This window comes from Sulfurimonas marina (genome assembly GCF_014905095.1).
GTDB lineage: Bacteria > Campylobacterota > Campylobacteria > Campylobacterales > Sulfurimonadaceae > Sulfurimonas > Sulfurimonas marina.
Genome location: NZ_CP041165.1, coordinates 1,747,624 through 1,762,277 on the forward strand (window position 1 = coordinate 1,747,624; position 14,654 = coordinate 1,762,277).

General features: G+C 34.3%; 13 protein-coding genes. 6 read left to right on the top strand and 7 right to left on the bottom strand.

Annotated features, from left to right (window positions below; all coding sequences use genetic code 11):
- The first annotated feature begins 66 nt into the window (after nucleotides 1–66).
- Together FJR03_RS08945 and FJR03_RS08950 are read left to right on the top strand one after the other, a co-directional pair.
- On the top strand, nucleotides 67–2,220 hold the full coding sequence (locus tag FJR03_RS08945) for a DctP family TRAP transporter solute-binding subunit (protein WP_193113166.1): 2,154 nt from the start codon (nucleotides 67–69) through the stop codon (nucleotides 2,218–2,220).
- A gap of 18 nt (nucleotides 2,221–2,238) precedes the next feature.
- Entirely contained in the window at nucleotides 2,239–4,500 is a 2,262-nt protein-coding gene (locus FJR03_RS08950; RefSeq protein ID WP_193113167.1) for a putative bifunctional diguanylate cyclase/phosphodiesterase, read from the top strand.
- A 117-nt stretch (nucleotides 4,501–4,617) separates the two neighbouring features.
- Here the strand turns inward: FJR03_RS08950 and FJR03_RS08955 are convergent, their stop codons facing one another.
- The 5 genes from FJR03_RS08955 to FJR03_RS08975 all read right to left on the bottom strand — a co-directional run bounded on the left by FJR03_RS08955 (nucleotide 4,618) and on the right by FJR03_RS08975 (nucleotide 10,304).
- Complete coding sequence (locus FJR03_RS08955; protein WP_193113168.1) at nucleotides 4,618–5,181, bottom strand: porin family protein; 564 nt, start codon at nucleotides 5,179–5,181, stop codon at nucleotides 4,618–4,620.
- Nucleotides 5,182–5,302: 121 nt separating this feature from the next.
- Nucleotides 5,303–7,603, bottom strand: coding sequence for a sensor domain-containing diguanylate cyclase (locus FJR03_RS08960; protein ID WP_193113169.1), 2,301 nt, complete (start codon nucleotides 7,601–7,603; stop codon nucleotides 5,303–5,305).
- Entirely contained in the window at nucleotides 7,600–8,430 is an 831-nt protein-coding gene (locus FJR03_RS08965; protein ID WP_193113170.1) for a PhnD/SsuA/transferrin family substrate-binding protein, read from the bottom strand. The genes FJR03_RS08960 and FJR03_RS08965 overlap by 4 nt, the downstream gene beginning before the upstream one ends.
- An 87-nt stretch (nucleotides 8,431–8,517) precedes the next feature.
- On the bottom strand, nucleotides 8,518–9,300 hold the full coding sequence (locus FJR03_RS08970) for a DNA-processing protein DprA (RefSeq protein ID WP_193113171.1): 783 nt from the start codon (nucleotides 9,298–9,300) through the stop codon (nucleotides 8,518–8,520).
- Nucleotides 9,301–9,302: 2 nt separating this feature from the next.
- Nucleotides 9,303–10,304: a divergent polysaccharide deacetylase family protein gene (locus FJR03_RS08975; RefSeq protein ID WP_193113172.1), complete on the bottom strand. Its 1,002-nt coding sequence runs from the start codon at nucleotides 10,302–10,304 to the stop codon at nucleotides 9,303–9,305.
- A 237-nt stretch (nucleotides 10,305–10,541) separates the two neighbouring features.
- Here FJR03_RS08975 and rpsF point away from each other — a divergent pair, with 237 nt between their 5' ends.
- The 4 genes from rpsF to FJR03_RS08995 all read left to right on the top strand — a co-directional run bounded on the left by rpsF (nucleotide 10,542) and on the right by FJR03_RS08995 (nucleotide 13,640).
- Nucleotides 10,542–10,928 carry a 30S ribosomal protein S6 gene (rpsF, locus tag FJR03_RS08980; RefSeq protein WP_193113173.1) on the top strand — a complete coding sequence of 129 codons (387 nt, stop codon included), beginning with the start codon at nucleotides 10,542–10,544 and terminating at the stop codon, nucleotides 10,926–10,928.
- A 14-nt stretch (nucleotides 10,929–10,942) separates the two neighbouring features.
- Complete coding sequence (locus FJR03_RS08985; RefSeq protein ID WP_193113174.1) at nucleotides 10,943–11,545, top strand: single-stranded DNA-binding protein; 603 nt, start codon at nucleotides 10,943–10,945, stop codon at nucleotides 11,543–11,545.
- A gap of 27 nt (nucleotides 11,546–11,572) precedes the next feature.
- Nucleotides 11,573–11,836 carry a 30S ribosomal protein S18 gene (gene rpsR / locus FJR03_RS08990; RefSeq protein ID WP_193113175.1) on the top strand — a complete coding sequence of 88 codons (264 nt, stop codon included), beginning with the start codon at nucleotides 11,573–11,575 and terminating at the stop codon, nucleotides 11,834–11,836.
- Between the two features lie 94 nt (nucleotides 11,837–11,930).
- On the top strand, nucleotides 11,931–13,640 hold the full coding sequence (locus FJR03_RS08995) for an OmpA family protein (RefSeq protein ID WP_193113176.1): 1,710 nt from the start codon (nucleotides 11,931–11,933) through the stop codon (nucleotides 13,638–13,640).
- Nucleotides 13,641–13,665: 25 nt separating this feature from the next.
- On the opposite strand, the gene FJR03_RS09000 is transcribed toward FJR03_RS08995, so the two are convergent.
- On the bottom strand, nucleotides 13,666–13,989 hold the full coding sequence (locus FJR03_RS09000; RefSeq protein WP_193113177.1) for a hypothetical protein: 324 nt from the start codon (nucleotides 13,987–13,989) through the stop codon (nucleotides 13,666–13,668).
- On the bottom strand, nucleotides 13,989–14,645 hold the full coding sequence (gene serB / locus FJR03_RS09005; protein WP_226962201.1) for a phosphoserine phosphatase SerB: 657 nt from the start codon (nucleotides 14,643–14,645) through the stop codon (nucleotides 13,989–13,991). Before serB ends, FJR03_RS09000 begins: the two co-directional genes overlap by 1 nt.
- Between the last annotated feature and the right edge of the window lie 9 nt (nucleotides 14,646–14,654).

Below are 14,654 nucleotides of genomic sequence, written 5' to 3' on the forward strand. Positions count from 1 at the left end.
GGGACAATAAATATTTTAAGTCTTTTTGTATATAATTTACCTTTATATCTTATGAAGTGATTAATAATGAAAAAACTCAGTATCCTTTTTATCTTACTCCTAACAACTATTTTTCTGGTATGGGTTTTCATGCCGCTGGGTAAAGATACTGCACCAACTACAATAGAAAACTCCACTAAAACTGATGTAATACATCTAAAGTTTGGACATAATATTCCCGTAGACAGCGCTATGCATGAAGCTGCTGTAAAATTTGCACAAGAGGTAAAACAAAAGACAAATTCTCATGTAATTATCGATATATTCCCTTCTCAACAATTAGGAAATGACCATCAAATGGTAGAGATGGCAAGAGAGGGTGATATAGATATCATTTTAACACCTACGGCAAAGATGAGTGTAGCGGTACCTTCTATGCAGTATGCAGATCTTCCGTTTTATTTTCCGTCACGCCAGGATGTTTATGATATGTTAGACGGTGAACCCGGACAGATGATTCTTAATCGTCTAAAACCTATCGGTCTTATCGGTGTTGCTTTCTGGGAAAACGGTTTTAAACACTTCACGGCAAATGAACCCCTACGCTCTGTAGAGGATTTTAAAGATAAAAAAATTCGTGTTATGAAAAGCCGAATCATCATGGAACAGTTCAGATCCTTTGGTGCCGAGCCTGTTCCTATAGACTTTCACTCTACAAAACAAGCACTCCACGATAAAGTTGTAGACGGGCAGGAAAATCCTTTAATAGCTATTGTAAGTATGGGATTTCATGAAGAACAGTCAGATCTTACTTTAAGCGAGCACGCTTATCTTGGATATGTCCTCTCTTTTAGTGAGAAAACATTCAACAAACTCCCGCAAAATATTCAAATGATTCTTCTAGAGAGCGCAAAAGATGTAACTCCTTGGGAGAGAGAAGAGACACAAAGACGTGAAGCGAAACTTTTAGACATAATTGAACAAAGTGGTGTGCAAATCCATCAAATAAGTGCTCAAGAACGTCAAAGATTTGCTAAAAAAACAGCCCATATTGCTGAAGAGTTTGAAGATATTATCGGTTCAGATATCATCTCAAAAACCAAAGAGCTTCTCTACAATAAATATGGTTCTCATCTAAATCATGAAAACCACATCTTAATAGGGATAGATACTGATGTATCTGCGGACTCCAAAGTTGCCGGCTTAGCTATAAAACGCGGTGCTGAGATAGCGGTTGAGGAGATCAATAAAAAGGGTGGTCTGCTTGGAAGACACTTAGAAGTTATTGTCAAAGACCATAGAGCTATTGCCAGTAAAGGGGTTCAAAATATTCAAGAGTTTGCTGAAAATAAACACCTTGCGGCAATTATCGGAGGTGTTCACGGCCCTGTTATCTCAGCAGAGATCGAGACTATACAAAAACTAAAAATACCTTATTTGATCCCATGGGCCGCTACGGCAGGACTTGTAAACAACGGTTACAAAGACAATTATATTTTTCGTGTATCGGCAAATGATAATATTGTGGCTAATTTTCTTGCAAAATACACACTAAAAAAATATAATAAGCCTGCTATAATTGTAGTCAATTCTGTCTGGGGTCGAAACAATTTAAAACTGATGAAACAATATTTTAAAAAGCGCAATATTACAGAAGCTGCTGAAGTTGTTTTCAATCGTGGACAAAACAGTTTTGATAAAGAGATTACTGAAATCGTAAATTCAGATGCAGATTGTGTTATTATGGTGGCGAACCCTATTGAAGCTTCAAAAATACTTGAGGGGGTCAAAAACCGTAAAAAAAGTTTACCTATCATTTCACATTGGGGTATTACCAGTGGGGATTTTTTCAAAAAGAATGAAGAGACTATAAAAGAGTTAGATTTAAGCATTTTTCAGACCTTCTCTTTTGATAACAAACTAAATGTAAAAGGGAAACATCTTTTAGATAGATACAGAACTAAATATTCAGTAGAAAAAGCTAAAGAGATAAAATCATCAACGGGTGTTGCCCAAGCTTATGACGTAGTTTATCTTTTGGCACTTGCTATTGAAAAAGCTGGTTCACTAGATAAAACAAAAATAAAAAACGCACTTGAAAATTTACCGAATTATCAAGGGGTAATAAAAAACTATACGCCGGCATTTAGCACAGAAGATCATGATGCTTTAGACGGTAGAGATTACTATATGGCCAGATATAATAAAGAGGGTCATCTTGTACCAATTACAGACAAATAAAAGAAAGAGTTATTAGATATGGATTTTATACTAAGGTCGTTAGCATTTAAAAGTATCAAAGTAAGAGTGGTAGTACTTATTAGTGCTCTTATTGCTTTTGCTCTTTTTTCTATTACATTACTCGTACTCTTTATTGTAAACTCCCACATGAGTGCGCAAATGGATGCACTTTTAAAAACAAGAGCCCACTCTGTTTACGGAAAGCTTGATCAAAGGATAGGTTATCTAATTGACAATACTGTTCTTTTAACAAAGAATGAACTAATAGTAAACTCTCTCATAGATAAAAACGGAAGAAAAGCATACCTTCCCCCTTTGGTAGATAACTTTATGGAGGGTAAAGATGTCCTCTATTTAAATATAGTCGACTTTGACGGCAGAGCAATTTTTCAAACGCAAAAAAATATACCTCTTTACAATCAGTCTCCGAGACTTCGGGCAGCTCTTGCACTTGGCAAAGTATCTTACTATATTGAAAAAGGTGATGATAAACTCGTTATCATTGCACCGATCGAATACTATAACACAACTCAAGGGGCAGCCATAGTTGTCTTTAAAATGGGTCATGTTGCACAAAGAGCCTTAACAAATAACGATGATATCTATATAAAACTCTTTCATGATAATATAAATATTTTTTCATCAAATTTTTACAAAGATATAACTTACCATTCATCTTTACATACTGTAGAGAACGGTTCGTATTTAGAGCAATTAAATGTTATTCTAGAGATAGGCCTGCCTAAAAAAATCTATATGGCCCCTCTACAAGATATATTTTTAAAACTTTTACTACTTGGTGTAGTGTTTATCTCAATTGGGATGATTTTATCGAATATGTTGGCAAACGGTATTACAGATCCTATTCTTACACTATTTCACAGAGTAAAAAACTCCGATAATAAAAGTGAAGTTTTATGCAGTCCTCTTGGAACTAATGATGAACTTGAAGAGCTTGCAAAAGCTTTTGATGAGCGTTCAATCCTCCTACAACATCAAGCACAGTACGATGCATTAACAGACCTGCCCAACAGACTTCTATTTCTTGACAGACTCCAACAAAGTATCAAAAATACACTGCGTAGCAAAGAAAAGTTTGCAGTGCTTTTTATCGATCTCGATCACTTTAAAGAGATAAATGATTCTTTCGGGCATGATTTTGGCGATAAGTTATTAATCATTGTAGGTGAATATATCGAGAGTGTTTTAAGAGGAAACGATTCGGTGGCACGTATGGGAGGTGATGAGTTTACGGTTCTGCTTAATGAGCTGCATAGTGAAAACGACATTATACAAATCCTGCAAAAGATTATGGAACTCTTTAGAAAACCGTTTATTATCGCACATCGTCAATTTTATGTTACATGTAGTATCGGTATAGCTATGTATCCTTTACATGGGAAAACTCCCGAAGAGTTGCTAAAAAATGCTGATGCAGCAATGTATAAAGCAAAAGACAGAGGGAGAAATACCTATCAGTTCTATACAAACGATATGACGGAAAAAGCGTATGAACGTATCACTTTAGAAACGCAACTAAGAGAAGCGATCGTAAACAGAGAGTTTGAGGTTTATTTTCAACCACAGGTAAATATTAACGATAACAAAATTATCGGGATGGAAGCATTAGTAAGGTGGAATCATCCACAAACAGGTTTAGTACCTCCTGGAAAGTTTATCCCGTTAGCTGAAGATACAGGTCTTATTGTAGAAATAGACAGACAAGTTATGCAAGATGCTATGAAACAATTTCAAAAATGGATCGATCTTGGTCTCGATGTAGGTGTTTTATCTATAAACCTTTCAATGATACAACTCAACCATGAAGACTTTATAGAGTTTGTTAAAACCACTATCAAAAATGCAAAAATATCTACTGACAACTTGATGTTTGAAGTAACTGAAACACAGGTTATGAAAAATCCTAAACAAGCTATTTTTATGCTTCAACAACTTAAAGATATAGGGATAAGGCTTGCCATAGACGACTTTGGAACAGGGCACTCTTCTCTCTCTTATATTAAAAGACTGCCGATAGACAAGCTAAAGATTGATCAATCTTTTGTTATGGATGCACTTGTTGATAAAGATGATAGGGAATTAACAAGAGCGATTATCTCTATTGCTAACAGTTTAAATCTTGAAGTTATTGCTGAGGGTGTGGAAACAAAAGAGCAAGCAGAATTTTTAGTGAAAAACGGATGTGTCGAGGCACAAGGTTATTTCTATTATAAACCTTTAGATGTTTTAACACTGACAAAAGAGTTAACAAAGAGCTGATACTATTTTGAACTATCAATAGACTGGACAAACATCTAAAGATAGTTCAAAGTACTATCAGCATTAAATGATTGCCTATTGAAATTTTATATCTCAATAGGCGCGTTTATATCAAAATTAGAAAATATATTTAATCCCTGCATATACACTTGACCCGCGAACAGAATCGATAGTACTGCCTTCATACTCTACTAATGCTTCATAATGCTCATTAATGTGGTATTCGATACCTCCACCGTATACCATACCGTTATCGTTTAGATTAACACCAAGCTCATCAATTTTTTCATGTTCAAATTCGTATCCGATTTTTCCCATAATACCGATAGAATGTGTTACAGGATATGTATATGTAACATCTGCTGCATATGTCCAATATTTGGCAACTGCATCTACAATTTCAACACCGTCATCTTCAGTTACATTGTTTCTACTATATGATGTATCTAATTCAATAGCAAAGTGATACGGTAATGTATAACCGATATCGATACCTATACCACGACCTGCTTTCCCCTCAAGTGTGACATCTGTACCCTCTTTTAGAGTCTCACCTGTAGTATATAAAGCTTTTGCTACCAGATAAAATTCACCTGATTTAGCATGATGATGCTCTTCTGCCATAATTGTTGATGCACAAATTGCAAATGCAGATGAAGCAAGCAGTATTTTTTTAACCATTCCATAATCCTTCTATATTTTAATGAGATTATAGAGTAATTAAAAATTTAACTCTTTACTATTTTTGTTTAAAAAGTTATCTATTTTTGTTATTTTTATAGTTTATAATTGTTCTAAAAGTTTATATACGGACCTGATTTCTTCCATTTTCTTTTGCTTCATAAAGCTTTTCATCAGCCCTTGTAATAGTCTGTTTAATATTTTCACCCTCTTTATGTATAGCCAGACCAAAACTACATGTAAGAGATGAGATATCTTTAAAATAATGATTTTGAATTTTTACTCTGATATGTTCCGTCATTTGTTGCAGACTCTCTTTAGACTCTACTCGTGTTATTATAATAAACTCTTCACCACCCCAGCGTATAAGATGGTCATAGTTACGCGTTTGCTCTTTTACAACTTGAACTAAAGCGATTAAAACATCATCACCCACATCATGTCCGTAAGTGTCGTTGATCTGTTTAAAATGATCAATATCAAAAAATACTATTCCAGTGTTTGCATTATTATCTTCATTTAATTTCATTATATTTTTTATATTCGTTTCAAAATAAACACGATTATGTGCACTTGTAAGTTGATCACGATTGAGTTGTCTTTCAAGCTGAAGTTTTTCCAGCATAGAATCACTGATATCATTAAACTCCACAACATAATTTTCATTGTTATACTTATTTATTGAAACACTAAAAGCATGAGGAGTTGCTGTACTGTCTAACATAGAAACTATTCTTTGTCTTTTTGAAAGGTTTAAGAGACTCTCTATCCAATGATCTTCATCCTCTTTGACATCTTCTAAAGAGAAAAAACCATCATGTTCTATAAAACGTTCACAAATACAGTCATATTGTTCTTTAAATGCTTTGAGATCTTCAAATCCAAAAAAATGGTAAAAACTTTTATTTGCAAACTTAAATTGTTTGCCATCTGTCAAAATAACTATTGAACTTTGCAGATCTATAAACCTTTCTAGATTCTCATACGCTGCTATCTGTTCGGTAATATCATAAAGACTTCCAAAAGTTTTAATTATCTCTCCATTACTATCTAGTTCATGACTTCCATGTTCTTCTACAAAACGGATAGATCCATCTTTTTGTAAAATGCGATGATTTATCTCATAGATAGTTTTATTTTCAAAAGAGTTTCTATATGCTTGATGTACTTTTTTTCGATCATCAGGATGCACTAACGATAAAAACGCTTTATATGAAGGGGTAAAACTATCAGCTGAAATACCGAGGATCTTATACACTTCATCCGTTAAATAAAACTTTTGTTTTTTATGATCGTATGACAAAGAACCGAAATGAGCAATTTTTTGAGCATGATAGAAAGAGTCGTTTATTGCTTGGAGTTTATACCTGTTTTTACGTAGTTTTTCGATTTGATATAAGATTATAAATAGCAATATAAACACCACTGCACTTATTACAAATGCCATCAGTTTATAACTACAATAATCTTTTTGTATATCTAGAATCTCGTTTTGTAAGTTAAACGAGATCAGATATCCGGCATGTTTTTGATCTGTATTTATAAAGCTTATAAAGTTTACAGCATACCCTTTACCCTTCTCTACAATATATATGGAAAAATCTTTATGTTGTTGTAATTGCTCATAAAAATGTGGGGATTTTTTTACTAATTCTGTTAGTCGTGTTACAAGTTTATTCTCTGAATTTCGTTTTGTAATAGCCGACACTTTGGGATTCTCTATATAATAGTTTTTATCAAAATCCGATACCGAGATCAATCCTCTATGCCATTGAAATACTTTATCGTAACTCTCATGCTTTGTTACTATCAGTGCAAAAACAGAATTTGGCAACAGTTTGCTCAGTTTTGCCTCTATCCCTTCAAAAGCGATTGAGAATTCAGCACTTCCCAGATATTCACCTTTATCAATTATAGGGAAGACATATCTATAACCTGAAAAGAGTCTTCCCCCTTCAAACCCTATCACTTGTTTATGTTCACGATTTACAATTTGAATGGACTTTCTTAAATCTATAATAGAGTCGCCGTTTTCACAAGGCATATTCATACGCAATAAACTTTTTCCATCGATCGTATGTAAATGAAACTGACGTACATCCATACTTTTCATTACATCATACGACTTGTATAAAGCTCTGTAAAGTTTCCCCCGTAAAAGATTTCTTTCTTTTTCACTTTTAGAGTTTTTAAAACTGTGGAGCAGACTCATAGCCCTGTCATTATGTAAAAGGAAGTTAAAATCTTTTTGACCTGCAACTTCATAAGTATTTATAACACCGTTATATGTAGCTTTTGTCGTTAGAAGGGCATGATGGTTATAATCTGCTATTGCTACTTTTTTCTTATTCTCTAAATATTCAAGTAAAAAATATACAAATATGATAAAAATGATCAAGCTGAAAGTGATTTTTTTGATCATTCCATATTCCCCTCTTGCGGTATATCGCAATCTATATTTAAACTATTGTAGAGATTTACATCTGCAGGAACTACACCGTACTTTAAACTTGGGTCCCATTTTTCATAAGTTGTTTTTGGAATATTTAAAAGTATCTCTCTAATCTTTGCAATCTGCTCAGATGAAAGTGTTTTTTTGTTTACGACTATTGCAAATCCAGGAAATAGTTCACTCTCTGCTATAATCTCCATACCAAGTGATTCATACTGTTTAGCTATATCTTCTGTTGCACCGGCAATCATAAACTCTTCTCTCATAACTCCTAACAATGCATTAGTATGGGACATGGTGTAAGCATACGATTGTTTTTCCAATGCTATTCCAAGTTTATCTTTCAGTAATTTGTTTGTAGCATAGTAACCACAGGTTGAAAGCGGTTGTGTCAGTGCAACTGTTATTTTCTTCTCAAAATCTATTTGATCTTCACTAAACTTAGAGAGTACACATCTGTAAAAACTTTTTCCATCTTTTTGTTTAAAGGTTACAAGCGGTTCAATTTCAGGATATTTTGACTTTAAAACTGCATACGGTAATGGTCCAAGGTAAGCGATATCTATTTTCCCCTCAATAAAGCCCTTTAAAATATCACTATAGTTATGCTGATAATTAAAATTTATTGTCAGTGAAGTATGTTGTTGCAGGTACTCTATAAAAGGTACAAAACCCTGAATAGTTTTTTGCTCATTTTTCATAGGTAAAGGGGTAAAGTTAATATCCCTTTTCTGAGTTGCTAAAAGTGAAGTCGACAATACAATCATAAGAAGCACTACTCTTTTAACAAGGCTCATTTTACCTACTTTTATCAAAATAATTTGATTGTAACTAAAAAATATATAAGTGAATCTTAATTGAATCTAATAAATTTATCTTAATTTTTATAAATGTTTAATATAAACCTTTGAATCTTTTACCTCTATTTTACCAAGAAGTTCATATTCAAAAAGTTTTGAAGCATCTTTTTTCATAGCCTCTTCATAACTTGGATTTGTTTTACAAAACAATAAAAACTCATCTTTATCAATTTCATTTTTTTCTATTGTTCCAAACTGTTGTGCAAACTCATCTATATCGTAAATTAGTTTTGCATTCCCCTCTTGAAGCAACTTGGAGCTCCCTGCACTTTCCCCTATTCTATGGGGAAATACATAGACCTCTTTTTGCATTTTTAGTGCATATTCTACACTTCTCATTGTCCCGCTGTTTAGGTCTGCATATGCTACGATTAAGATATCACTGAGTGCGACAATCAATTCGTTTCTTAAAGGGAAGGTATAACGTCTGGAGGGTTCACCCTCTGCAAACTGGCTTAACACTAAACCTTTATTCTCTATCTCTTGAATCAAGTTTTTATTTACTGCAGGATATCTAACATCTAAACCCGTTCCAGCCACCATAATAGTATTTGCAGCCCCTGCACTTTTATGTGCAATAGCATCTATCCCTATCGCTCCGCCACTGACTATTTTTATATCTCTTAAAGCTAATTTTGAACAAAGTTCCTGTGTAAGATTCCGTGCATATTGGTTCGGTTTTCGGCTCCCTACAACCGATATCATTTTTGATTGTAATAGTTCAACATTACCTTTATAGTAAAGATTTTCAGGATATTTTTTCATAGCTTTTAAGCTGTCTATCTGAAAATCTATCCTTTTAATCATAACTAGTAGATTTCACCGATTTTGACTAAATGGACACTTTGAAGCAATGCTTTTGATTCAGCTAAAGCTTGTAATGTATTTTTATGCGGATGCCCGATTGCTATAGCTTTGCCATGCGTTTTCGCAAACTTTACCGCTTTTTTGATCTGCTCTTTAACATACTCTTTTTCCATATGATGATCTAAAAAAACATCTCGGGCTACATATCTCACCCCGTAATTTTTTGAAACTTTCGGTGCCTGAGTCTCTGCAGTTGTTCTACTGTCGACAAAGTGCAGATTTAACTTTTGAAATGCAAAAAAGAGTCTGTTCATAGCGACTTCATTTGAAGTAAACTTACTTCCGGTGTGGTTATTGATATACTCAACTTTTGGAAATAAGTGTTTTATATCTTGTACCCTTTTATAGATCTCTTGTTGTGAATCATGGACACGTAAAGTATAAGGTTCCTCTTTAGAGAAATGTTGTGCTTCCATCGGTAGGTGCACCATATACCCACTCTCTTTTTCAGCCAGTTTTGCAGAGTTTGGACGTGCCGAGCTCGGTGGTAAAAAAGACATAGTAAGCGGTATTTTCAGCGATTTTATAGCACGTACCTGAGAAGCTGTACTCACATCATCAATTATAATCGTCAACTCAGGTTTATTCGTAGTCACTACCCTTTTTTCAGGTGTTTTCTTTGGAGGATTCACAAGTGTCGTATCTTCTATTTCATGTGAAGCCGATGTGTATGATTTGGACTCTTTTTTCAAAACTTCCTGTAATCTTTTTGTCACATCCTGTTTTTCAATTTTAGCTGTTTTTTCAAGTTTTTTGAGTAACTCTTTTTGCTTTTTCTGCTCTTTTTTAACAAGAGTGTTGATCTCCTCTTTACCTTCGTTAAAACCGAAATAATATCCGGCTACCATAGAACTCAGCATCAACGCAACGATAGCTAAAAACCAAGCTACGTAAGTAAGTGCTTTTGAACTGTTTGATGTTTTCTTTTTTCTTTTTCTTGCCATATTTATAAACTTTATCTGTCTTGTTTTTTGAAACTATATCCTAAAAAAATTAAATCATAAAAAACCATGACAAATTGACATAAAACTAATCTGTATAGTATATGTTGTCTTTAAGAAAAACTTAGATATAATTCCGAGTTCCTTTCTCTTTGTAATGTCACTAACTGACACTATATTTAGATCCGAAAGGGAAACAAAAGCCTAGAGATAGGCAATACCAAGAGGAGATCATACGATATGAGAAAATACGAAAACCTAGTAATCGTAAAACCTACATTAACTGCTGAAGAGATTCAAGCTAGCATCGCTGCTATCGAAGAAGTAATCACTTCAAACGGTGGTGAAATCGCTGCTACAGATGCAATGGGAATGAGAAAACTTGCTTACCCAATCGCTAAAAATGAACGTGGTTATTACCATGTAATCTACTATTCAGTAGAACCATCTGCAATTGCTGAAATTGAAAGACGTTTCCGTATTAACGAGGAAATCCTTCGTTTCGTTACTATCAAGTACGAAAAAAATGCTGAAGTTAAAGCATGGGACGCACTTGTTGCAAAAGCAAAAACAGCTCCAGTTGCTAAAGAAGAAGCACCAGCTGCTGCAGAAGAAGCTGCTGAATAATTTAAGGAAAACTGATGTTCAATAAAATAATCTTGGTTGGAAACTTAACGCGCGATATCGAACTTAGATACTCTCAGGGTGGTAGTTCAATTGCAAAATCTGCAATCGCTACAACTCGTAAATTCACAAGTAACGGTGAAAGAAAAGAGGAAGTATGTTTTGTAGATATTACTTTCTTCGGAAGAAGCGGAGAGATCGCAAACCAGTACCTTCGTAAAGGGAGTAAAATCCTAGTGGAGGGAAGATTAAGCTTTGAACAATGGGTTGACCAAAATGGACAAAAAAGATCTAAACATTCTGTTATAGTTGAGTCTATGCAAATGCTTGATTCTAAAGGTACTAATCCTGCAACAGGTACACCTGGAATGAATCAAGATATGGGACAGAACTTTGGTGGTAACGATTATGGAGCACCTGCACAAGGGCAACCGCAATCATACCAAGCACCTCAGATGCAACAACAGCCAAGTTACGGGCAACAACAACCTGCTCAAAACTATGGTCAACAAAATCAAGGCTACTCTCAACAACAAGCTGCGGCTCAACAAAGTAGAGAGATGCCTAGTAGCAACTCTATACCTGAAATAGATATAGATGAAGATGAAATTCCATTTTAGAAAAAAATAGATAAAAAAGGTAATAACATGTCAGAAAAAAGAAAATACAAAAAAAGATATTGTAAATATTGTGAAGCAAAAGTTGACTTCATCGATTATAAAGATGTAGCAAATTTACGTTTTTCTCTTTCAGAGAGATATAAAATCATGCCACGTCGTTTAACAGGTAACTGTAAACGTCACCAAGACATGATCTCAACTGTGATCAAACGTGCTCGTGCAGCTGCATTAGTACCATACACTGTAACTCGTAAAGCAGTTGTAACTAACCCATTTGAAAATTTAAAATAGTCAAATGAAAAAAGGCCTCATTTTTGAGGTCTTTTAGCTCTCAAACTTCCAACTAGGAATATTTTTTGCTTTTACTTTTTTAAAAAGTGAGCATATGAGACATTTCCTTTTACCCTTCCTACTTTTTATATCCCTGTTTGCACAACAAAAAAACTATTCTATTATTATTCATAAACCATTTGATGCAGCACTCTTAGATATTACTCAAAACTACGACAGAACAATCTCTGCTATCGGTTTTTCAAATCAAAATAAACAAACAACACGCCAATCTAAAACATACTCTGATCCCTTTGAATACCTTGCCAGTGTTTCAGGCCAATACGGAATGCAGATGCATCTTATTCAAGTGGATGATCAAGCAAACATTGTACTCTCAAAAATTGCAAAGCTCTCTCGATTTAATAAAGCTGTAGCACTTGTTAAAACACCTGATGATGGCTATTTTGTAGGTGGCTACACTTTAGACGGTGAACTAATCGTTGTAAGACTCGATGCAAAAGCAAATGTTGTATTTACAAAAATATTCGGTACAAAAAACTACGATCGTATGAATAAGTTAGTGCTTTTAAGCGATGGTGGAGTATTGGCAGTGGGTTCATCTTTTACGACAAGGGATACGAGCGACAATATGTTTGAAACAGGCCTTGGAGTAAGTGATATATTTCTAACAAGATTTTCAAAAAACGGATATATGCAATGGAGCAAAAAATTCGGTACAAAAGATGATGATAAAGGTATAGATGCCGTAGAAGCAGCCGATGGCAGTTTTGTAGTTGTCAGTACTACATCTTATAACCAACATACAGATGCCACGTTAATGAGGATTACCGAAAATGGAAATAAACTTTGGCTCAAACAATATAAATCTGATGATTTGCTCACTCCAAAAAGAATACTTAAACTTCGTGATAACAACTTCCTTGTCTCTTTAGTGGAGTACAATGCACTCCAACAAGAACATATTCGCCTGATCAAGTTTGATCTCTATAAAAATGTCTTACTTGATAAAAAAATATTTACAACATATCCAAGCGGTCTTAATGATATAAAAGAGTTTTCAGATGGGAGTATCATGGGTGTAGGGTATGTTAAAGATGCCTTCAATACAGATGCATTGGCAATGCTGTTAGACTCAAACCTAGCAATGCTCAGACAAGAGCATTACGGTGGAGATAATTATGATATGTTTACATCACTCGTAATTCTAAACAACTCTCAAGTTGCAGCAGCTGGTATCCATACAGATAATAATTCACAAGAAGCGAATATGTGGATTACAAAGTTAAATAAAGATACTACAGTTACGAAAGTACAGTTCAATTCCAAATCTCTTTACACTAAACTTCGTGAACTTTATGCACAAGAGATTCGTAATAAACAGATACACATAACTCAAGATCTCAATATAGAGCTGCTTGATAAGAGTTTATTTTTTCAAGTAGGTGTTTACAAGCTAACATCTGCACAGAAAAAATTCCTCGTCTCTTTCGGAAAAAAACTTATCCCTTTCCTTATGAAACACCACGAGTCTATAGAGCAACTTCAGATCAACGGACATACTTCAAGTGAGTGGGCAAAAGAACCTTATACAAATAGGTATCTTAAAAATGAAAAGCTCTCAATGCAACGTGCTTATTCAGTTTTTTCAACACTGTTTCGTTCACAAGATCTAAGTACACAAAAATGGCTAAGTAAAATAATTGTAGGAAGCGGTTTTAGTTCTTCTAAGAAAGAGATTTTTAATAATATTGAAGATAAAAAATTATCGAGAAGGGTAAGTTTTAAGGTAATTACAAAGTAGATTTTAGACTCAAAAGAGTCTAAAATTATTCACTAAATTCGTCAAAATTACTTTGACGGAAAGCAAGTCTTGTTTTATCCTGCTTGAGTTTTTTATAGAGTTTGAACTTTGCTTTTTCTAAGTCGTCATCTGTATATTCAAACTCCGCTTTAATATTTTCATCATTGATACCTGCCGTATCCATAGCAAAAAGTTTTAATTCTTTTTTTGTCAATTTCGATTTTAGCACTGCATAAAGTGCTTTATCGTCGTCGATTAAATCGATAATATCCAATCTTGTAAATTCTGCTAACTTTTCTCTAAAGTTGTTTTCTTGGTGGTACTGTCTCCACACTGTTTTTTCTAACACTATATATGCTCCAAAATTTTTGTTAAGTCTTTTTCATCTACGATGATGTTGGCTTCTTTTTTTAAGATTTCTCTACCACAAAATGCTACACGTGTTCCTGCATGAGCGAACATACTTAAATCGTTTGCTCCGTCACCACACACTAGAGTTTCTTCTTCACTTACACCTAAGATGTTTTGCAGGCGTACCAGCATATCACCTTTTGAGAAGTTAAACATCATATCCCCACCTACAAGTCCAGTAAGTTTACCATCTTTTACATGGAGGGCATTTGAGAAGTCTGCATCGTACCCTAAGATATCTTTAGCATAACTAGTTGCCGTTCTGAAACCGCCTGAGAAACATACAACAGTCATCCCTCTTTTTTTCAGTTCAGCGATTGTCTCAACTGCTCCGGGCATATAAGGCAAGTTGTGTGCAATCTTTTCAACAACTGAGAAGTCAAGCCCTTTTAAAAGCCCTACCCGTTGTTGAAGTGATTCGAAAAAGTCGAGTCTTCCGCTCATTGCTTCTTCTGTAATTTGCGCTACTTGTTCACCTATCCCTAACTCATCGGCAAAAAAATCGATCGTTTCACCGTCCATTAAGGTAGAATCAAAGTCAAATACTGCAAGTTTTAGCATAAATTTCCTCTGTTTATTATATAATTTCGAAATTATAGCGAA